At 70.3% G+C, this 18943-nt stretch carries 15 protein-coding genes; 9 read left to right on the top strand and 6 right to left on the bottom strand.

What is annotated here, in order from left to right:
* The first annotated feature begins 147 nt into the window (after positions 1 to 147).
* Entirely contained in the window at positions 148 to 2799 is a 2652-nt protein-coding gene (locus J5226_RS02830) for a hypothetical protein (RefSeq protein ID WP_215838351.1), read from the top strand.
* Positions 2800 to 3155: 356 nt separating this feature from the next.
* Here J5226_RS02830 and J5226_RS02825 read toward each other — a convergent pair whose 3' ends face one another.
* Positions 3156 to 4151, bottom strand: a complete 996-nt coding sequence (locus J5226_RS02825; protein ID WP_215840304.1) for an isoaspartyl peptidase/L-asparaginase — start codon at positions 4149 to 4151, stop codon at positions 3156 to 3158.
* Between the two features lie 37 nt (positions 4152 to 4188).
* Positions 4189 to 5319 carry a cyanophycinase gene (locus tag J5226_RS02820; protein ID WP_215838350.1) on the bottom strand — a complete coding sequence of 377 codons (1131 nt, stop codon included), beginning with the start codon at positions 5317 to 5319 and terminating at the stop codon, positions 4189 to 4191.
* Positions 5320 to 5455: 136 nt separating this feature from the next.
* On the opposite strand from J5226_RS02820, the gene J5226_RS02815 reads away from it, so the two are divergent.
* From J5226_RS02815 to J5226_RS02805, 3 genes are all read left to right on the top strand, one after another.
* Positions 5456 to 6112 carry a sigma-70 family RNA polymerase sigma factor gene (locus J5226_RS02815; protein WP_215838349.1) on the top strand — a complete coding sequence of 219 codons (657 nt, stop codon included), beginning with the start codon at positions 5456 to 5458 and terminating at the stop codon, positions 6110 to 6112.
* Entirely contained in the window at positions 6087 to 7157 is a 1071-nt protein-coding gene (locus J5226_RS02810; protein ID WP_215838348.1) for a FecR domain-containing protein, read from the top strand. The genes J5226_RS02815 and J5226_RS02810 overlap by 26 nt, the downstream gene beginning before the upstream one ends.
* A 319-nt stretch (positions 7158 to 7476) precedes the next feature.
* A complete protein-coding gene (locus tag J5226_RS02805) occupies positions 7477 to 10563 on the top strand; it encodes a TonB-dependent receptor (RefSeq protein WP_215838347.1) in 3087 nt (1028 codons plus the stop codon).
* A gap of 336 nt (positions 10564 to 10899) precedes the next feature.
* Here J5226_RS02805 and J5226_RS02800 read toward each other — a convergent pair whose 3' ends face one another.
* Together J5226_RS02800 and J5226_RS02795 are read right to left on the bottom strand one after the other, a co-directional pair.
* Positions 10900 to 11667: a trans-aconitate 2-methyltransferase gene (locus J5226_RS02800; RefSeq protein WP_215838346.1), complete on the bottom strand. Its 768-nt coding sequence runs from the start codon at positions 11665 to 11667 to the stop codon at positions 10900 to 10902.
* 126 nt (positions 11668 to 11793) lie between these two features.
* On the bottom strand, positions 11794 to 12210 hold the full coding sequence (locus J5226_RS02795) for an MmcQ/YjbR family DNA-binding protein (RefSeq protein ID WP_215838345.1): 417 nt from the start codon (positions 12208 to 12210) through the stop codon (positions 11794 to 11796).
* Positions 12211 to 12421: 211 nt separating this feature from the next.
* Between J5226_RS02795 and J5226_RS02790 the strand changes: the two genes are divergently transcribed.
* Positions 12422 to 12826 carry a hypothetical protein gene (locus J5226_RS02790; protein WP_215838344.1) on the top strand — a complete coding sequence of 135 codons (405 nt, stop codon included), beginning with the start codon at positions 12422 to 12424 and terminating at the stop codon, positions 12824 to 12826.
* 36 nt (positions 12827 to 12862) lie between these two features.
* On the opposite strand, the gene J5226_RS02785 is transcribed toward J5226_RS02790, so the two are convergent.
* Positions 12863 to 13660 carry an SDR family oxidoreductase gene (locus tag J5226_RS02785; RefSeq protein WP_215838343.1) on the bottom strand — a complete coding sequence of 266 codons (798 nt, stop codon included), beginning with the start codon at positions 13658 to 13660 and terminating at the stop codon, positions 12863 to 12865.
* A gap of 161 nt (positions 13661 to 13821) precedes the next feature.
* Here J5226_RS02785 and J5226_RS02780 point away from each other — a divergent pair, with 161 nt between their 5' ends.
* From J5226_RS02780 to J5226_RS02765, 4 genes are all read left to right on the top strand, one after another.
* Positions 13822 to 14895 (top strand): ATP-binding protein, encoded by a 1074-nt coding sequence (locus tag J5226_RS02780; protein WP_215838342.1) that lies wholly within the window; start codon positions 13822 to 13824, stop codon positions 14893 to 14895.
* The gene (gene ntrC, locus J5226_RS02775) at positions 14892 to 16298 is read left to right on the top strand and encodes a nitrogen regulation protein NR(I) (protein WP_215838341.1); all 1407 of its coding nucleotides are present in this window, start codon (positions 14892 to 14894) and stop codon (positions 16296 to 16298) included. The genes J5226_RS02780 and ntrC overlap by 4 nt, the downstream gene beginning before the upstream one ends.
* Positions 16299 to 16560: 262 nt before the next feature.
* Complete coding sequence (locus J5226_RS02770) at positions 16561 to 17142, top strand: superoxide dismutase family protein (protein WP_215838340.1); 582 nt, start codon at positions 16561 to 16563, stop codon at positions 17140 to 17142.
* Positions 17143 to 17364: 222 nt separating this feature from the next.
* Positions 17365 to 17880: a GNAT family N-acetyltransferase gene (locus J5226_RS02765; RefSeq protein ID WP_215838339.1), complete on the top strand. Its 516-nt coding sequence runs from the start codon at positions 17365 to 17367 to the stop codon at positions 17878 to 17880.
* Positions 17881 to 17953: 73 nt separating this feature from the next.
* Here J5226_RS02765 and J5226_RS02760 read toward each other — a convergent pair whose 3' ends face one another.
* Positions 17954 to 18871: a hypothetical protein gene (locus J5226_RS02760; protein WP_215838338.1), complete on the bottom strand. Its 918-nt coding sequence runs from the start codon at positions 18869 to 18871 to the stop codon at positions 17954 to 17956.
* Positions 18872 to 18943 lie beyond the last annotated feature (72 nt).

Here is an 18943-nt window from a genome sequence, read left to right as displayed (position 1 = left end):
GTCGCCTCGGCGGATGTGCACGAACGGACGATTTCGCCGCTTAAACAGGGCTTTCGCGCGCGCGAGCCGCGCGACCTGGGGCCGCCCCCAGCATCGCCGCCGACGCGCCGGTGCTAGGGTCGACAGGTCTACTCCCGAGACTCCCCCATGTCCCTCTTCAGCTTCCTCGACTCGGTTTCGCGCACCGTCCAGCAACTGGCCGCGCCGCCCAAGCCGGTGCCGCCGGTGCATACCATCGCCCGCGACGAGACGCTGCCGCAGATCGCCGCGCAGTACCGCGGCGCGGTGCCGCAGGCGCTGTACGAGCAGCGCATCAAGGACGCCAATCCGCAGGTGCTGAACTGGGAGGCGCTGTACCCCGATACTCAGATCGAACTGCCGCCGGCCGAGCACGACGACCCGCAGGTGCAGACCGTCGCTTACACCGAGCAAGCGCCCGGCGCGCCGGCCAAGTCGCCGGAAGTGCAGCGCGTGGACACCGCGGTGCAGGCCGACGCAGCGCATTCCACGCCGCAAACCCGCGCCGAGCTCAAGGCCGCGGTGAAGGCGGAAATGCAGTCGCGCTATCAGGCCGAGTTCGACGCGCGCCCGACCGGCGCGGTCTACGACACCGCCGCCATCGACGGCTACGGCCGCAGCATCGCCGAGCGCTACGCCGACAACCCGGCCGCGCGCGCCGGCATCGAGGCGGTGAGCAAGGACATCCGCATCGATTACGAAGTCGAGTTCACGGTGATGGTCGCCAAGGCCGGCGATCCGAAGTCGGTGGTCAGCCTCCTCAAGGATCAGTGGTCGAAGATTTCGCCCGAGGCGCAGCAGCGGCTGTCCACCAGCGTCGAGTTGGGCCAGCTGATCAACGAGAAGATCAAGCCGTACGTGAGCGAGCCGTTCAAGGGCGTCGACGCCGGCAACCGCGATCCCAAGGCGCTGCAAGGCCCGGCCGACGAATCGTCCAAGCGCTTGGCCGAACTGGTCGACGGCTTGCCGCCCGCGCTGGCCCAAGCCGTGGTGACCCAGAACATCGACACGGTGATGCGCATCACCGACGTCAAGCCGATGTACGCCGGCGAGAAGTTCGGCGGCAGCTCCTACGCCAACATGGCCAGGATCGCCGAATCGCTCGGAGACACGCCCGAAGGCCTGAGCCTGCGTTCCGACATCGCGGCCTCGTACGTCGCCCATTCCGGCGATTGGCGCGGGCAAGGCATTCCGTTCCAGGAGAACATCGCCAACGCGGTGCGCGACGGCATCGGCCCCGGGCTGGCGCTGGACATGGCCAAGCAGCTGCAGGCCAAGGGCGAGAACGAACTGGCCGGCGCCTTCCTCGGCGGCGTGAGCCACGGCGCGGAGCTGTTGCAGCAGCGCATCGAGGGCAACCTCGGCGACTACAAGGACATGATGGGCGAGCTGGCGCGCCTGCTGAAGTATTCGGAAGGGTTGCCGCCGGACAAGTTGAACAAAGCGGTCAACGATTACCTCGCCGCCAAGGGCAAGGACGATCCGGATTGGCTGAGCAAGTACCAATCGCTGGAGAAGAACCTCGGCGCCGACGCGCGCAGCCTGCAGGAAGCGTTGGCCGGTTTGAATTCGTTGCCCGAGAGCGTCAAGGCGACGAATCCGGGGCTGATGGACAAGATCAAGTCCATCGCCAACGACGACGACACCTTGCAGGCCTTCGGCCTCGCCGCCGGCAGCGACGACCGCTTCCTGGTCGGGCGCGACGCCGATTCGACGGCGGCGCTGTTCGACACGACCAAGGTGTCGAAGGAAGGCGCCGAATACTTGAAGCGCCTCGCCAGTCAGGCGATCAACCAGAACGCGATGAGCGTGTTCGCCGATGTCGATCCGGCCGATCCGGCCAGCATCGCCGACGGCAAGACCAAGCTGGAAGGGCTGAGCCGCCAATACGCCGGCGCGCTGGGCAAGGACGCCGAGCAGTACGGCCGCGCGATCGGCGAGTTGGAGAAACTGCTCGACGTGCCCGCCGGCGACACCCAGGCGATGGCGACCCAGCTCAACCGCTTCCACACCGAATTGCAGGGCATCGAAGGCTTCGGCGCGAAGCAGCCGGCCGGCATCACCTTCCGCGCGCTGGGCGTGGCGGCGGCGGGTTTGGCGTTCGCCAAGTCCACGTCCGATGCGATCAGCGACCCGACCTGGGCCAATCAGATCGGCGCGTTCGGCGACGCCGCCGGTTTGGTCAAGGACGCGCGCGATCTGCTGAGCAACCCGGCCATGCAAGCCGTCGACCGCAATTCGCCGGCGGCGATGGAAGCGCTGGAGAACGGGCTCAAGCGTTTCGAGAACGTCAACAAGGTGTTGGGCGTGGTGTCGGCGGTGGGCGACGTGGCCAAGCTGGTCGATGCGCTGCTGTCGGATCGTCCGCTCAAGGGCGTGGAAGCCGGCTTGTACGGTTTGGGCGCGACCGGCACCGTGGTGATGGCCTTGTCGACCGGGCCGGTCGGCGCGCTGGTGGGTTCGGTGATGATCGGTGTGTCGGTGTTCGGCCAGGCTTCGCTCGGCGATTACCGCGACCATCAGCAGAAGATCAACGGTTCGATCGAATTCCTGAAGAACGCCGGCTTCGACGCCGACGCCGCGGCGGTGCTGAGCGATCAGGGCGAGGACGAGTATTACCTGTCGGTGCCGACGGTGCCTTTGATCATGCAGGCCGCGCGCGACAACCGCATCGGCGCGGGGCGGCCGTTGGACGGGCAGGAGGCGATCGATTACATCAACGCTATGCCGCGCGATGAGTTGCAGGTGATGGTCAATCGGATGCGGATGGCGAATCGCTGAGGCGATGCGTGTCGGCGCGTGGCCGCGGCATCGCCGTCGCGGCGGCCTGCGGTTGTAGGAGCGGCGTGAGCCGCGACCGCGGGGTAGCCGGTCGCGCCGTAAGCGAGGTATCGCGGTCGCAGCTTGCGCAGCTCCTACAGTCGGAATCGACGGTTTCGCCGGTGTCGGGCAACGCGATCTTCAGCCACGATGCAAGCCGCGTCCGCTCCCTGTAGGAGCGGCGCGAGCCGCGACCGCGGGGCAGCCGGTCGCGTCGTAAGCCCGATGTCGCGGTCGCAGCTTACGCAGCGCCTACGACCAGCATCCGCGGCCGCATCGATGGCGCTGCCGCCGCTACGCGATCCGCAGGCGACGCTTCAGCGCCCCGCCGGCTCCGCCAGCTTTTCGTCCTTGAACAAGGCCACGTGCGGCACGCCGTCGGCGCCGATCCAGCCGCGGTACATGCCTTCGGTGTTGAACGGCAGGGCGAACTCGCCGTTGGCGCCGAGCACGATCGCGCCGCCGTCGCCGCCGGCCTTGGGGATGTCGTTGTCGATCACGCCCTCGGCGGCTTCGCGCACGCTCTGGCCGGCGTAGCGCATGCGCGCGCAGATCTCGTGCGCGGCCACCGCGCGGATGTAGTACTCGCCCCAGCCGGTGCCCGAGACCGCGCAGCGCGCGTCGGCGTAGGTGCCGGCGCCGATGATCGGCGAGTCGCCGACGCGGCCGTAGCGCTTGTTGGTCATGCCGCCGGTCGAGGTGCCCGCGGCGAGATGGCCGTCGGCATCCAGCGCGACCGCGCCGACGGTGCCGAAGTGCTTGGCGGTTTCGAGGTCGGCGTGGGCCTGGCCCGAGGCCTCTTCCTTGAGCGCCTTCTGCAACTGCTGCCAGCGCTTTTCGGTGCGGAAGTAGGACGGATCGACCAAGCTCACGCCGGCTTCCTTGGCGAAGACCTCGGCGCCGTCGCCGACCAGCATCACGTGCTTGGATTTTTCCATGACCGCGCGCGCCAGCACGATAGGGTTCTTGACCCGGTGCACGCCGGCGACCGCGCCGGCGCGGCCGCTGGCGCCGTCCATCACCGCCGAATCGAGTTCGTTCTTGCCGTCGTGGGTGAACACCGCGCCGCGGCCGGCGTTGAACATCGGCGCGTCTTCCAGCACCACGATCGCCGCGCTCACCGCGTCCAGCGCCGGCTTGCCCGCGGCGAGCGCGGCGTGGCCGGCGCGCAGCGCGCTTTCCAGCGCGGCGCGCGCGTCCTTCTGGTCTTGTTCGCTGAGGCCGGCGCGTTCGACGCCGGCACCGCCGTGGATCACCAGGACCGGCTTGGGCGCGGCGGGTTCCAGGGCCCAGGCGGCGGGCGCCAGCGCCATCGATCCCAACAACACGGCGCAACACGAGTGCTGCAGATTACGGCGCAACGAGTTCGTCATCATCGGCTCCATCAGACAAGTTCGGCAGCCGCAAGCCCTCGCGCGCGGCGTCGCCGTCGGCGGGGTCCTCGCGCAGGATCAACTGCCCGGACTCGACATCATAAAGCTCGACGAACGCCGGCCGCTCGACCTTGAAATCGCGCATGCGCAGCGCGCTGCCCTCGCCGATGCCGATCACCGGCACCGCGCGCTGGTTCAAGGGTCCGCCCTGGGCGAACCCGCGCGCCGGCTGGCGCGGCTTGACCAGCCAGACCTTGCCGCCGTTGCCGCTGAACACGCTGCCTTCGCCGTGCGCGTCGATGCACAGCGCGGTGTATTCGTCCACGCCCAGGCCGACCAGATCGCGGCGGCCGTGTTCGTTGGACAGCCGCGCCAGGAACGCGATCAGCCGGCCGAGCCGCTGGCGCTTGCCGAAGTGGCTGTCGGTGACGACGTTGTGCAGGTAGGGCAGGTGCAGGAAGTCGTCGACCATGGTCAGCTTCGGCCCGGCCGGATCGTCCAGCGCGGCTTGCGAGACCACGCTGCCGCCGTCCATCGCGCCGTAGGAATACGCGCCGAGGATCGCCAGCCCCGCGCTGGTGCCGCCGATCGGCTTGCCCGCGCGCACGTGCGCGTCGAGCGCGCGCGCCAGCGGCGTGTCCTTCCAATAGCGCACGTAGCGCGATTGATCGCCGCCGGCGATGAAGATGCCGTCGGCGCGGCGGACGATGTCGAGCACCTGCGGGTCGCTGGCGGCGCGGCGGTCCTGGAACACCAGCGTCTGCGCGCCGGTGATGCCGCCGATGTCGTGATAGAACTCGTTCTGCGCCTCGACCGTGCCGGACGCGCGCAGGATCACGATGCGGCCGTGGCCGGCGCGTTCGACCATCCAGGCGAAGGCCTCGCGCGGCCAGTCGCCGCCGCCGACCAGCATCAGTCCGGCGCGGGTGGGCTGCGGGCGCGGCGCGTCGAGGCGGCCGATGTCGTAATACAGGTAACCGTCGCGCTGGGCTGGATCGACGCCGCCGGCGGGCGCTTGCGCGTGCGCGTTCAGGCCGGCGCAGGCCAGTCCCGCGGCGAGCCACAGCCCGGCCAGGGTTTTGCGCCGCAGCGCGGACCAGGACCACATCGACGAACCGCGCATCGCACGCTCTCCGAAACTGGGATCTCTACATCACGACGAAGCAGGGCGGCGCGATCCCCCATCGCCGCGCGCGCCGCGGCGGACGGATGCGCGGCGCGCGGGGCTGGGCTAATGTCGGCGCATGGACAACGATCTGGACGCGTGGTTCGCCGCCGACATCCTGACCCACGAAGCGGCGCTGGTGCAGTATTTGCGCCGGGCCTGGCCGCATCCGGACGAGGTCCACGACCTGCGCCAGGAAGTCTATGTGCGCGTCTACGAGGCGGCCGGCAAGGCGCGTCCGCACCAGCCCAAATCGTTCCTGTTCGCCACCGCCCGGCATCTGATGACCGACCGTTTGCGCCGCGGGCGGGTGGTGTCGATCGAGCCGGTGGGTGATTTCGAGTCCTTGAACGTCTTGATAGATGAGTGCTCGCCCGAGCGCCGGCTCGGCGCGCGCCAGAACCTGCGCCGCCTGGCCGAAGCCTTCGACCGTCTGCCCGAGCGCTGCCGTGAGGCGGTGTGGTTGCGTCGGGTCGAGGAATTGCCGCAGAAACAGGTGGCGCAGCGCATGGGCATCACCGAGAAGACCGTCGAGAAGCAGATCGCCAAGGGCATGCGCCTGTTGGCCGAGCACTACTTCGGCGGCGACGCGGCGTTGCTGGAGGCGGGCGAGGACGGCGAAGTCAGGAAGGCCGCGGACGGCCGGGCGCGGCGCGAGGCGCCCGCGCGGCGTCCGGCGGCGGAGGACGGGACGCACGGACATGGTGGACATGGCGGCAAGCAGCAAGCAGATTGAAGGCATCGCCGCGCAGTGGTTGGCCCGTCGCGAAAGCGGCGAGTGGACCGCCGCGGCGCAGGCCGAACTCGACGACTGGCTGGCGCGCGCGACCGCGCACCGGGTCGCGTACCTGCGTCTGCGCGCGGCGTGGACGCAAGCCGAGCGCTTGCGCGCCTTGGCCGGCGACGAGCCGGGCGTGCCCGCGCGCGTGGCCTGGGACGACGCCGCGCCCGCGCACCGGGCCGTCACGGCGGACGCGTTCGCGCCGGCGTCGCCGCTGCGCGCCGATGCCCTGAGTTTCCAGCCGCGCCCGGCGCCGACGCGCGCCTCGCGCTGGCCGTTCGCGGCCGCCGCCGCGGTCGCCGCGCTGGCGGTGGGATTGGGTTGGGCGTGGCTGCATTACGGCGCGGTCGAACGGTCGAGTTACCGCACCGCGTTGGGCAAGACCGACGAAGTAGCGCTGGCCGACGGCTCGCGCGCGACCCTGAGCAGCGACAGCCGCATCGAGGTCGCGCTGTCGGGCGCGCGGCGGCGGGTCGAGTTGGCCCAGGGCGAAGCCTTCTTCGACGTGGCCAAGGATCCGGGCCGGCCGTTCGCGGTCGAAGCCGGCGCGCGCCGGGTGGTCGCGGTGGGCACGCATTTCTCGGTCCGGCGCGACGGCGCCGACCTGCGCGTGGTGGTGACCGAGGGTACGGTGCGCCTGGAGTCCGAACCGGTCGGCGGGCATCCGCAGCCGACCACGCTGCTGCCGGCCGGCAGCATCGCCCTGGCCGGGCCCAACGGCGTGCTGGTGCGCAGCGTGCCGGTCGAGGAAGCCGAGCGTTACGTCGATTGGCGTCACGGGTATTTGGTGTTCCGCGACACGCCGCTGGCGCAGGCCGCGGCCGAGTTCAACCGCTACAGCGCGCGCAAGCTGGTGATCGCCGACGCGGCCGCGGGGGAGCTGCGCGTGGGCGGGAATTTCCGCTGGTCGAACGCGGAGATGTTCGTCGGGCTGGTGGAGCAGGCGATGCCGGTGAAGGCGGAGCGGTTGCCGGATCGGATCGTGCTGCGCAGTCGCTGAGGCGACGGCTAGGGCCGTTGGCGGGGTTCGTCGAGTTCCGAGACTGGTTCCCCGGCCCGAACGCGTAGCGCTCGCGCGCTCGCGGCCGCGCGAGGCGGCGGCTCGCCCCGCTCGCGGGAGAAGGCGCCCGAACCGCCTGCGCTTGCGAAAGCAGGGAGCGGATGAGGCCCGCGTCTCTGTTCGCCCCGACACCGCCCCGGCACACTACGCGCCCCTCGCGGCCCGGAACCTTTTCCGCCGCCGCATGCGGGATTTGCCGACTTCGTTCGTCTGACATACACAACGGCGCTTCACGAGCGCCGATGGGGAGGGGAGCCTGATGCTGCGTGGCGTTCGTGGGTTGCGTGTACTGCTGTTGACCTTGGCGTGTTCCGCCGCTTTGTCCGCGCAGGCGCAGGGGACGCCGGCGCGGGTGGATGTCCCGGCCGGCGATCTGTCGGCCGCGCTGGATGCGTTGGCGCGCCAGTCCGGCGCGCAGTTCGTCTATTCCGCCGATCAGCTGCGCGGCCTGCGCACGGCCGGCGTCAGCGGCACGATGCCGGCCGGCGACGCGCTCGACCGGCTGCTGCACGGCAGCGGCTTCGTCGCCCGCCGCGATCCGTCCGGCGGCATGGTGATCGTCAAGGACGCCGCCAAACCCAAGCCCAAGCCGGCCGCGGCCGCGCCGCGCGCGCAGGCCGCCACCGGCGGCGCTTCGCCGGAGCCGGTATCGGCCACCGACCTGGAAACCATCCAGGTCACCGGTTCGCGCATTCCGCGCGCGCAGATCGAAGGCCCGGCGCCGGTCACGGTGATGACCGCGCAGGAAATCAAAGCCAACGGCTTCACCTCGGTGCCCGACGTGCTGCGGGCGATGACCCAGAACGGCGGCGAAACCCAGAGCCAGCAATCGGCCAGCGGCGCCGACTTCTCGCCCGGCGCGCAGCAGGTCGATCTGCGTGGCCTCGGCCCGAACCACACCCTGGTCTTGGTCAACGGCCGCCGCATCGCCGACTTTCCGATGCCGTTCAAGGGCCGCAGCAACTTCACCGACATTTCCAATATTCCGCTGGGCATGGTCGAGCGGATCGAGATCCTGACCGGCAGCGCCTCGGCCATCTACGGCTCCGACGCGATTTCCGGCGTGGTCAACTTCATCCTCAAGAAGCAGGCCGACGGCACCACGGTCGACGTGCGCATGGGCGACGCCACCCGCGGCGGCGCCGAATCGTTCGACCTGAGCGTGTCCAGCGGCTTCAGCAACGACCGCTTCACCGCGATCTACGGCGCCGAACTGCAGGTGCAGAACCCGCTGTGGGCCTACGACCGCTCGCGCCAGGATTCGACCCTGGACGGCCCCACCGCCGGCAGCCGCGCGCCGCGTCGGGTGTTCCTGCGCACCAACTGGGACGACGAATACCTCGACCCGGGCGCGGCCTGCGACGGCCTGTCCTCGCTCAACGGCGGCAGCACCTACCGTGCCTCGCGCGCCAACTACGGCGCCGACGGCGAGCCCGGCTATTACTGCGGTAGCGACCGTTCCATCGGCTACGGCACCATCATCAGCAAGCGCCGCGGGCTCAATGCCTACGGCTCGCTGAGCTACCGCTTCGGCAACGACACCGAGTGGTTCGCCGACGTGCAGCTGGGCTATCACGAACTGTCGATGTTCCGCGACGTGACCGGCTGGAGCTATCAGGCGCCCAACGGCGACGAGAGCGGCTACTTCTACAACCGGGCCACCGAGCAGGTCGAGTTCTGGCAGCGCCAGTTCACTCCGGAAGAGATGGGCGGCCTCACCAATGGCGACATCCGCACTCGGCAAAAGACCTTCAGCCTCACCACCGGCTTCAAGGGCCGCTGGGGCGCGAACTGGGATTGGGAAGCGGCGCTGAGCCATTCGCAGTACCAGTCCAGCATCAGCTGGCCGCAGATCGTCGCGGCCAAGGCCAACGCGCTGTTCCTCGGCCCGCAGCTGGGCACCGACGACGACGGCTTCCCGGTGTTCGACGCCGATCCCTCGCGCCTGTACCGGCCGCTGACGCGCAGCGAGTACGACTCGATCGCGCAGCGCACCGTGTACCAGCCCAAGTCGCGCACCGACACGCTGTCGCTGACCTTCACCAACACCGAGCTGTTCCAGATGCCGGCCGGCGCCGCCGGTTTCGCCGGCACCGTGGAAGTGGGCAACCAGAGCTACAACCTGCGCCCGGATCCGCTGGCCACGCAGTACTACTACTACAGCTGGCGCGATTCCGACGGCCACGGCAGCCGCGACCGCTGGGCCGCGGCCGGCGAACTGCGCCTGCCGCTGTTCGAACGCCTGAACCTCAGCGTCGCCGGCCGTTACGACGAATACCGCTACAGCGGCAACACCATCGACAAGTTCACCTACAGCGCCGGCCTGGAATGGCGGCCGCTGGACACCTTGCTGCTGCGCGGCTCCTACGGCACCGCGTTCCGCGCGCCGGACCTGCATTACGTGTTCGCCGGCGAAGGCAACAGCGAGGCGACGGGCATCGATTACTACCGTTGCCGCAGCGAAGAGCCGGGCGTGGATTACGCGGATTGCTCGTATTCCGACGAGAACGTGATCGTGACGCGGCGCGGCAACCGCAAGCTCGATCCGGAAACCAGCACCGCGTGGACCGCCGGCGTGGTGTGGTCGCCGCTGCCGAACCTGGATTTCTCGCTGGATTACTACGACATCGATCTGCGCCGCCAGGTCCAGGACCTGCGCCTGGACAGCGTGCTGCGCGACGAAGCCGATTGCCGCCTGGGCCAGCGCGCCGACGGCAGCGCGCTGGACGCGAACTCGCCGACCTGCGTGGACGCGCGCGCGCGGGTCACCCGCGGCGCCGACGGCCGTTTGTACGGCGCCTACGTCAACCCGATCAACATCGCCAGCGAACGCACCAGCGGCGTGGACTTCACCGCGCGCTGGCGCTGGGAAACCTCGGTCGGCACGTTCCGCTTCAGCGGCAACTACAGCTGGGTGCGCGAACACGAGAGCCAGCAGTACGCCGGCGACCGCGTCGAGGACCAGTTCGCGGTCAACAGCGGCTTCGACATCCCGCGCAGCAAGGCCAGCGCCAGCGTGAGTTGGGAACGCGACCGCTGGACCGCGACCGTGCACGGCGAGCGTCTGGGCAAGCTGCCCAACTACGCGTCCTACAGCGAAAACTACGATCCCGCCGACGGCGACAGCCCGTGGATCGGCGCGACCTATCGTTACAACCTGTCGCTGCAATACCGCTTCACCGACCACAACCAGCTGTCGGTGTCGGTGACCAACCTGTTCGACAAGATGCCGCCGCGCGACAAGGGCTACACCAGCTACCCGTACTACGACGTGTCCTGGTTCGACGCCCTGGGCCGGCAAGTGTTCGTGCAATACACCCACAAGTTCGGCGGCGCGCCGCTGTAAGCGCGCCGCCCGCGCCCGCCCCGGCGGCGCGCGGCGACGGTTTGGCTTCTCGCCACAAGGATGGTGGCGGGGGGCTTTTTATTCCGGCGGCTTCGCAGTGTCGGCCGATCCTTCCGCGGCAATCGGCGGTCGCGCCGATGGCGATCGATGCGATCTTCCATCTCGGCGCCAGTCGCGCCCGCTCCCTGTAGGAGCGGCGCACGCCGCGACCTCGCCGAAACACCAACGCCGCAACTTCGTTACACCGCGCGTAGGAGCTGCGTAAGCTGCGACCAACCGAAGTTACGCAGCCCCGCCGCAGCCTCCCGAAGCCGAGCCCCAAACCGCCCCAACCCATCACCCCGGCGTCCGCGCCACCACGAAAATCCGCCGAAATTCGAACCACGTCGTCCCATCCCCGCGCGGCGGATACGCTTCATCCAACATCGCCGCCAGCTCGACGCGGAAGCGCTGCCAATCGTCCGGCCCCAGCGCCGCCTTGACCGGCCGCAACGCCGTCCCGGTGATCCACTCCAGCACCGCGCTCTCGCCCTGCAAGCGCTGGGTGTACGTCGTCTCCCACGCATCGACCTGGCAACCCGATCGCGCCAAACGCTCCGCGTACTGCGTCGGCGCATCCACCGCCTCGTCGTCGCGCAACCCGACCGCGCCGAGCTTGCCCGCCCACGCGGGACTGGCCGCGAGCTTGCGCGTCAGCGCATGCGACGGCGCATCGAAATTCCCCGGCACCTGGATCGCGATCCACGCCCCGGCCGGCAACTCGCGCACCCAGCGCTCCAGCAACTCGCGATGCTCCGGCACCCACTGCAACACCGCGTTCGACACGACCACATCGGTATCGGGCTTGGGCGCCCAATCGCGCACATCGATCAACTCGGCGTCGATACCGAGCTTGCGCGCCGCGGCGACCATCTCCGGCGAGTTGTCGCTCGCCTCCAACGCCGCGTGCGGCCAGCGCTGCGCCAGCGCGGCGGTCAGATTGCCCGGGCCGCAGCCCAGATCGACGACCCGGCGCGGCGCGGTCGCGCCGATGCGGCCGGTGAGATCGAAGAACGGCCGGCCGCGCAGGTCGGCGAAGTCGAGGTACTTGGCGGGGTCCCACATGCGAACGGCTCCGGGGGCGGGGGTGGCGGCACTATAGGCCCGCGCTCGTCGTGGCGGTGTGCCGGCTGTGGTTGCTGCGTCGAAACGGGGCGGCGCCGTGTTCGATCCCGAACTTTTCGCACGGCCTTAAAGCCCGGCGCTATCCACCAGCAGCGCCAACCGCTTCGGTGCCAGCACGCGATAACTCGCAACGATGAGATCGGCGATTTCGTCCCAATCGCTGTCCTCGCCCACGATCAGCCCCGCGATATTCGCGAACCAAACCGGCCGAAAAAACGGGGCCCGCTTGAACCGCGGCGTCGCCAGCCGCTCCACCGGCAAGCGGAACGTCACTACCGTCGCAGGCCCCGCCGTGGCGGCCGCCTCGGCATACGCCGGCGGCCAGCCGCTCTCGATCCGCACCGCATGCGCGAAGTTCTTCTTCGCCACCATCCAGCGCACGCCGGCCCAGGCGGTTTCTTCGTAGGCCTCGGGCAGGCCCAGGCAGATCGCGTTGAGGCGGGTCAGGATCGCGGCGGGGACGGGCGGATGGGCGGCGGGCATCGTGGGCCTGCGGCGGCGCGGAATAGGGACAGAGTGGAGACGCCGCACGCGGGACGCAACACGCCGCGGTTGCGATGGCTGACACGAACTCCGCGCGATGCCGCGCGCAATCCAGCGTTGCGACGGCGCGGTCGCGATTGTGGCGCGCTCGCCCCCGTGTTCCAGTCCGCCCACGCCCGCCATTCCGGCGGGCTTTCAAGGAGGAAACACCATGAAGCGTTCGGCTTCGGCGGCGTGGGCCGCCACGATTTTGGCAGTGCTGTGCGGCACGGCATTCGCTGGCGAAAAAGGCAACGTGCCGGTGACGTTGGAAACCAACGCCTCGGGTCAGGTGGTCCGCGCGTTCGGCATGATGGGCACGGCGCGCAACAGCGCCGACACCAAGCAGCTGATCGGTTGCTTCATCGGCGCAGCCGGCAACTCGCTGCAAGCCGGTTGCGAGGCGCAGAACGCGGCCGGTGCCAACACGATGTGCTTGAGCTCCAACGCCGGCGTCATCGCCGCGGTGCAATCGGTCGGTCCCGATTCGTATATCGACTTCGCCCGCGACGGCGCCGGCAATTGCACCAGCGTCTATGTCGCCAACGGTTCGTCCACCGCGGTGAAACAGCCCTGATCCCTGCGCCGTCGCGGCCGCGATGGCCGCGACGGTTCAATCCAGCACAAACCCGCTGGTGAGGTTGAGGATCGCGCCGGTCAGCGCCGACGAGCGCGGCGACGCCGCAAACACCGCCGCGCCGGCGATGTCGTCCAAGGTCGGCAAGCGCTTGAGCGGCGTGCCTTCGGCCGCGCCTTGCAGCATGGTCTCGATGCTCATGCCGGCGGCGTCGGCCAGCGGTTGGAACACTTCGCGCGCATGCGAGCCGTGTTGCAAGGTTTCGGGAATCACATGCGCGCGCAGGCAGACTGCGCGGATGCCGCGCGCGCCGAGTTCGCCGGCCATGTGCCGCGACAGCGCTTCCACGCCCGCGCAGGCGACGCAGTGGCCGAGGTAGCCGGGGCCGGTCATGCGTCCGGCCGGCGTGGTCAGCGCGAGCACCGCGCCGCCTTCGCGCATGTGCTGGGCGGCGGCTTGCGCGATCAGGTATTGGCTGCGGATGTAGCGATGCACCGGTAGCTCGAACGCGTCCACGCTCAACTCGGCCAGCGGCACGCCTTGCACGTGCACGTAGCCGACCGCGTTGAACACGATGTCGATGCCGCCGGCGCGCGCGGCGACGGCGTCGGCGTGGGCCGCGACCGCGGCGGGATCGAGCGCGTCGACGCTGTCGGCCTCGGCCGAACCGCCCGCGGCGACGATCGCCGCTGCCGTCGCGTCGAGCCGCTCGCGTCCGCGCGCGGCCAGGAACACCCGTGCGCCTTCGCGCGCGAACGCCCGCGCCACCGCGCCGCCGATGGCGCCGCTGCCGCCGTGAACCACCGCTACCTTGCCTGCGAGTTCGCCTTGCATAGAGCCTCCGATGAGCCATGACGGTGCGGCGTCCGCGTTGAGGCGGCGCCGGGGATGGCCATCTAAAGCCTTGTCGGGCCTTGTTGTCAACTGATTGGTTAAATAATAAAGGGGCCGATTGGCCCCGTAATCGCGGCGAGGCGCTGCACTATGATGGTGCAATGCCCTCCGACCCCCAGCCCGCTCCCGACCTCGGCCTCGACGGCCTGACCACGCCCATCGCCTGGAGCGACGCGGCCGGCAGCCTGACCGGCTGCAACCTCGCGTTCTCGCGCTGGTTCGGCGTCGGCGCGCGGCGCTTACTGGGCTGGCCGCTGGCCGGGCTCGATGCGGGCGACGGCCGTTTGGCGCTGGCGGTGGCGCGCGCGGGCGGCGACGAAGCGCCGTTGCGCATGCGCCGCATGCGCTTGCGTTACGGCGACGGCGAAGAGCGTTTCGCCGATCTGTGGCTGAGCCGGCGCGAGGACGGCGGCTGGTTGCTGGAAGCGCATCCGGTCGACGAGTTTCCCGGCGACGATCCGGCGCTGTTGTTGCCGTCGGCGTTGTCGGCCTCGCTCAAGGGGCTCGCGCACGAACTGCGCAATCCGCTCGCCGGCTTGAAGGGCGCTTCGCAATTGCTCGCGCGCCGCGTCGACGACGCCGATTCGCGCGAGTTGATCGAACTGATCGACAGCGAAGTCGAGCGCCTCACCGGCTTGGTCGACCGCTTGCTGACGCCGGCGCCGCCGCGGCCGCACGCGCCGCTCAACATCCACGCCGTGCTCGAACGCGTGCTGCGTCTGGCCGAAGCCGACGCCGGTTGGGCGGTGCGCCTGGTGCGCGACTACGACCCCAGCCTGCCCGAGTTCGCCGGCGACGCCGACCGCTTGATGCAGGCAGTGTGGAATCTGGCGCGCAACGCCATCGAGGCCGGCGCCAATCACGTCCATCTGCGCACCCGGGTCGAGCACGGCGCGCGCATCGGCGACAGCGCGCATCCGATCGCGCTGCGCCTGGAGATCATCGACGACGGCCGCGGCGTGCCCGAGGAACTGGCCGAGCAACTGTTCCTGCCGCTGGTGTCCGGCCGCGCCGAAGGCAGCGGGCTCGGGCTGGCGCTGGCGCAGCAGGTCGCGCGCGAGCATCGCGGGTCGCTGACTTATCGCTCGCGTCCCGGCCACACGGTGTTCACGCTGTTGCTGCCGATGCACATCGAAGACAACGACGGGCAAGCGCCCGGGGAGACGCAGGCATGAGCGCGGCGCGCGTGTGGGTCGTCGACGACGACCGTTCGGTCCGCTTCGTGCTCGCCACCGCGCTGCGCGAGGCCGGTTATCAAGTGGATGGATTCGAGAACGCCGCCGACGCGTTGAGCGCGCTGGAGGAGCGCGGCGCGCCGGCCCTGTTGTTCACCGACGTGCGCATGCCCGGCGACGGCGGTTTGGCGTTGCTGGAAAAACTCAAGGCGCGCGCGCCGTCGCTGCCGGTGGTGGTGATGAGCGCCTACACCGACGTCGCCAGCACCGCCGGCGCGTTCCGCGGCGGCGCGCAGGAATTCTTGTCCAAGCCGTTCGATCTCGACGAGGCCGTCGCGCTGGCCGCGCGCACGCTGGCGACCAGCGCGCCGCAAGCGCCGGCCGAGCCGGACGCCGAAGCGGCCGCCGCCGACACCTTGATCGGCGACACCCCGGCGATGCTGACCTTGTTCCGCGCCATCGGCCGGCTCGCGCAGGCGCCGCTGTCGGTGCTGATCACCGGCGAGACCGGCACCGGCAAGGAATTGGTCGCGCGCGCGCTGCACCGCGAATCGCCGCGTTCGCACAAGCCCTTCGTCGCGCTCAACACCGCGGCGATTCCGGCCGAATTGCTGGAAAGCGAGTTGTTCGGCCACGAGGCCGGCGCGTTCACCGGCGCGCAGCGCCGCCATGTCGGCCGCTTCGAGCAGGCCCACGGCGGCAGCTTGTTCCTCGACGAAATCGGCGACATGCCGTTGCCGCTGCAGACGCGCTTGCTGCGCGTGCTGGCCGAAGGCGAGTTCTTCCGCGTCGGCGGGCGCGAACTGATCCGGGTCGATGTGCGGGTGATCGCCGCGACCCACCAAGATTTGGAAGGCTTGGTCGCGCAAGGAAAATTCCGCGCCGACTTGCTGCACCGTCTCGACGTGGTGCGCCTGCGCCTGCCGCCGCTGCGCGAGCGCCGCGGCGACGTGCCGCAACTGGCCGAGCGTTTTCTCGCCGCCGCCGCGCAGCGCTTCGGCACGCCGCTCAAGCGCTTGTCGAAACCCGCGCTGGAACGGCTGATGGCGCACGATTGGCCCGGCAACGTGCGCGAGTTGGAGAACGTGTGCTGGCGTCTGGCCGCGCTGGCGCCGGGCGATGCGATCGCGCGCGAGGATCTCGACGAAGCGCTCGGCGCCCCGCCCGCGAACGCGGCGGGCGCGGGCGAGGAATGGGAAGCGCTGCTGTCGGCGTGGGCGCGCGCGCAGTTGGCCGAGGGCCGCGCCAATCTGCATGCCGAGGCGCGCGAACGTTTCGACCGCGCCTTGCTCGAAGCCGCGCTCGCCCACACCGGCGGCCGCCGCACCGAAGCGGCGGCGCGCTTGGGGCTGGGGCGCAATACCTTGACCCGCAAGCTCGGTCCGGGCCGTCCCCGCGGTTGAGCGGCGTGGTCTTCGCGCCGGCGCAACGGAACCCGCGCCGCGCGAAAACCAACCGATGCCGCATCGCAACGATGCGCGCCTTGGCGAATCGCGAACGCCGTGGCGCGAACGCGCGCATCGCCGCCATAATCGCGCGGCAAGGCCACCACTCACGCCGCGCTGCCACGCCGTTCGCGCTTCACCCGCGCTGAACCCAGGCCCAGCTAGCGTCGGCTCCACGACCGGGCGTCGCCGCGCGACGCCGCCGACCAGGAGCACCGCCATGAACGCGACTCTTCGCATCGCCGTACTCGCCGCCGCCACCGCCGCGCTCGCCGCGTGCGGCGGCCAGGCCGTCAAACCCACGCCGCCTGCGAACGCGGGCGCGGGCGCTCGTCCGGTGTCCACCGCCAGTTCGGCCAACGTGGTGTTGGCCTCGGCGTCGGGCTCGTTGGTCAGCGGCAAGCTGACGTTGCGTCCGATGGGCGACGGCGTGCATCTCACCGGCGAGATCGGCGGGCTGACGCCGAACAGCACCCACGCGATCCACATCCACGAGAAAGGCGATTGCAGCGCCGCCGACGCCAGCAGCGCGGGCGGCCACTTCAATCCGGCCGGACAGCCGCACGGCCAAGTCGATCACGGCGCGCACCACGCCGGCGACATGGACAATCTGGTCGCCGACGCGCAGGGCGTGGCCAAGGTCGATGCGCACGCCAGCGGCGTGACCCTCGGCGGCGGCGCGCCGAACGACGTCGCCGGCCGCGCGGTGATCGTCCACGCCTCGCCCGACGACTACAAGAGCCAGCCGGCCGGCAATGCCGGCGCGCGTTTGGCTTGCGGCGTCATCAAGGTCGGCCGTTGAGTCGTGCATCGCGTTCGGCGCGGCGCGACGAAGTCTCGTCGCGTTGAGCCGAACGCGCGCCGCGCAGGTCGCGAGACCTCGCGGCCAGGCGGTCGGATCCGATGCGTTTCGATCCTTCGCGACCGGTCCTCATCGGCGCCGGGGCGAACGCATCGGGACTGAAGCCTCTCCCACGCCACGCCCGATCCGATTTTCCGCACCGACACCACCGACCCCGCCGCCATGACCCGCCTGCGCATCCGCGACGCCGCTCCCGCCGACAACGACCTCATCGCCCAATGGATGATCGCGATGGCCTGGGAAACCGAGCACAAGCGCCTGGACCCGCCGACCGTGCACGCCGGCGTCGCCGCCGGCTTGGCCGATCCGGCCAAGGCGCGCTACTTCATCGCCATGCGCGAGGCGGAAACCGCCGGCCACGAAACCATCGCGGTTCCCGCCGGCACCTTGATGCTGACCCGCGAATGGAGCGATTGGCGCAACGGCGAGTGGTGGTGGATTCAAAGCGTGTACGTCGCCGAGGAGCATCGGCGCCAGGGCGTGTACGACGCCTTGCACAGCCATGTCGCCGCGCTGGCGCAGGCCACCGCCGGCGTGATCGGGCTGCGCTTGTACGTCGAGCGCGGCAATGCGTCGGCGCAGCGCACCTATCGGGGACAGGGGATGAGCGACGCGGGCTACGACCTGTTCGAGCAGGAATTCGGCCGCGGCGCGGCGGGCGACGGCGGCGCCGGTTGAGTGCGCGGCGCGCCGAGATCGGCGCGCGACAGATCGATGGCGGCAAGCGGCGCGGCCGCGCGCCGCGTCCGGCTTACATCGCCTCGCGCGGCTTTTCGTCGTCGCAATGCACGAACGTCACCGGCACCCCGTGCGCGCCCAGCACCGCCGACATCTGCCGCAGCCGCGCTTCGAAGTGCTGATAGCGGCGGTTGAGCTTGTCGCGGCATTCGGCCGTGTCGCACGGCGCTTCGGGCGCGTAGCGCGCATGCCAGGCGGCCGGCGAGAACAGGGCGATGCGCGCTTCGCCGTCGGCGTAATGCACCAGCGGCTCGGGCGGCGCGTCCAGCCACTGCTCGCCGTCGGGCTGCAGCAGCGCGGTTTCCAGCAGCGGCCACAGCGGGCCGAGGCCGGCGTGGTCGTACTGCATCGCCATCATCGCGGCGAGGTCGTGCACGGTGAGGTAGCGCGCGTGTTCGATCTGCAGGCCGAACGCGTCCTGCGCGGCCAGCGCGGTGTCGGCGTGGGCCATGCCGCGTTCGAGCAGGCTGGATTCGAGGATCTCGCCGACCCGGGCGACCAGTTCGGCCGAACCGCTGAGCGCGAACGGCACCAGCCGCAGCGGGCCGCCGGCGAAGTCGGGCGAGGGCGTCAGCGCGCCGGGCAATTGGTCTTCGTGGGCGCCGAAGGCGATGACCCGGCCGGCCTGCTCGGCGCCGCGGTCGCGCGGCGCGCGCGCGGCGAGTTCGTCGAGCTCGCGGTGCAGCGGCCAGCCCGGGCGCAGCAGTTCGACCGGGTCGTAGTGGGCGCCGATGGTGACCAGATCCAGCGCCGCGGTGTCGGCGGCGAAGCCGGCCAGATCGCGGGCGATCTTCTCCGACAGGGCGCCGGCGTCCTGGCGGGCCAGGGCGCTGCGTTGCACGGCGGCGTCGCCCTTGAGCTCCAGGGCGAGCGCGCCGAGGACGTGCAGGGGCGCGGCCGGGCCGCGGGCGGAGGGGCTTTCGGAGGTCATGGTCACCGAGGATACGCTGGCGTTTGGTAGAGCGCGCTGGCGGCGCTACACTGAGGCCCATTATGCCCGCTC

Source organism: Lysobacter sp. K5869 (genome assembly GCF_018847975.1).
Lineage (GTDB): Bacteria > Pseudomonadota > Gammaproteobacteria > Xanthomonadales > Xanthomonadaceae > Lysobacter.
This window is presented reverse-complemented; position numbering and strand designations above follow the sequence as displayed.

Excerpts from the sequence above, each read along its gene's own strand:
- J5226_RS02830 (WP_215838351.1), top strand. The coding sequence starts at position 148 with ATGTCCCTCTTCAGCTTCCTCGACTCGGTTTCGCGCACCGTCCAGCAA.
- J5226_RS02825 (WP_215840304.1), bottom strand. The coding sequence starts at position 4,151 with ATGGCGCTGGCGCCCGCCGCCTGGGCCCTGGAACCCGCCGCGCCCAAG.
- J5226_RS02820 (WP_215838350.1), bottom strand. The coding sequence starts at position 5,319 with ATGTGGTCCTGGTCCGCGCTGCGGCGCAAAACCCTGGCCGGGCTGTGG.
- J5226_RS02815 (WP_215838349.1), top strand. The coding sequence starts at position 5,456 with ATGGACAACGATCTGGACGCGTGGTTCGCCGCCGACATCCTGACCCAC.
- J5226_RS02810 (WP_215838348.1), top strand. The coding sequence starts at position 6,087 with ATGGCGGCAAGCAGCAAGCAGATTGAAGGCATCGCCGCGCAGTGGTTG.
- J5226_RS02805 (WP_215838347.1), top strand. The coding sequence starts at position 7,477 with ATGCTGCGTGGCGTTCGTGGGTTGCGTGTACTGCTGTTGACCTTGGCG.
- J5226_RS02800 (WP_215838346.1), bottom strand. The coding sequence starts at position 11,667 with ATGTGGGACCCCGCCAAGTACCTCGACTTCGCCGACCTGCGCGGCCGG.
- J5226_RS02795 (WP_215838345.1), bottom strand. The coding sequence starts at position 12,210 with ATGCCCGCCGCCCATCCGCCCGTCCCCGCCGCGATCCTGACCCGCCTC.
- J5226_RS02790 (WP_215838344.1), top strand. The coding sequence starts at position 12,422 with ATGAAGCGTTCGGCTTCGGCGGCGTGGGCCGCCACGATTTTGGCAGTG.
- J5226_RS02785 (WP_215838343.1), bottom strand. The coding sequence starts at position 13,660 with ATGCAAGGCGAACTCGCAGGCAAGGTAGCGGTGGTTCACGGCGGCAGC.
- J5226_RS02780 (WP_215838342.1), top strand. The coding sequence starts at position 13,822 with ATGCCCTCCGACCCCCAGCCCGCTCCCGACCTCGGCCTCGACGGCCTG.
- ntrC (WP_215838341.1), top strand. The coding sequence starts at position 14,892 with ATGAGCGCGGCGCGCGTGTGGGTCGTCGACGACGACCGTTCGGTCCGC.
- J5226_RS02770 (WP_215838340.1), top strand. The coding sequence starts at position 16,561 with ATGAACGCGACTCTTCGCATCGCCGTACTCGCCGCCGCCACCGCCGCG.
- J5226_RS02765 (WP_215838339.1), top strand. The coding sequence starts at position 17,365 with ATGACCCGCCTGCGCATCCGCGACGCCGCTCCCGCCGACAACGACCTC.
- J5226_RS02760 (WP_215838338.1), bottom strand. The coding sequence starts at position 18,871 with ATGACCTCCGAAAGCCCCTCCGCCCGCGGCCCGGCCGCGCCCCTGCAC.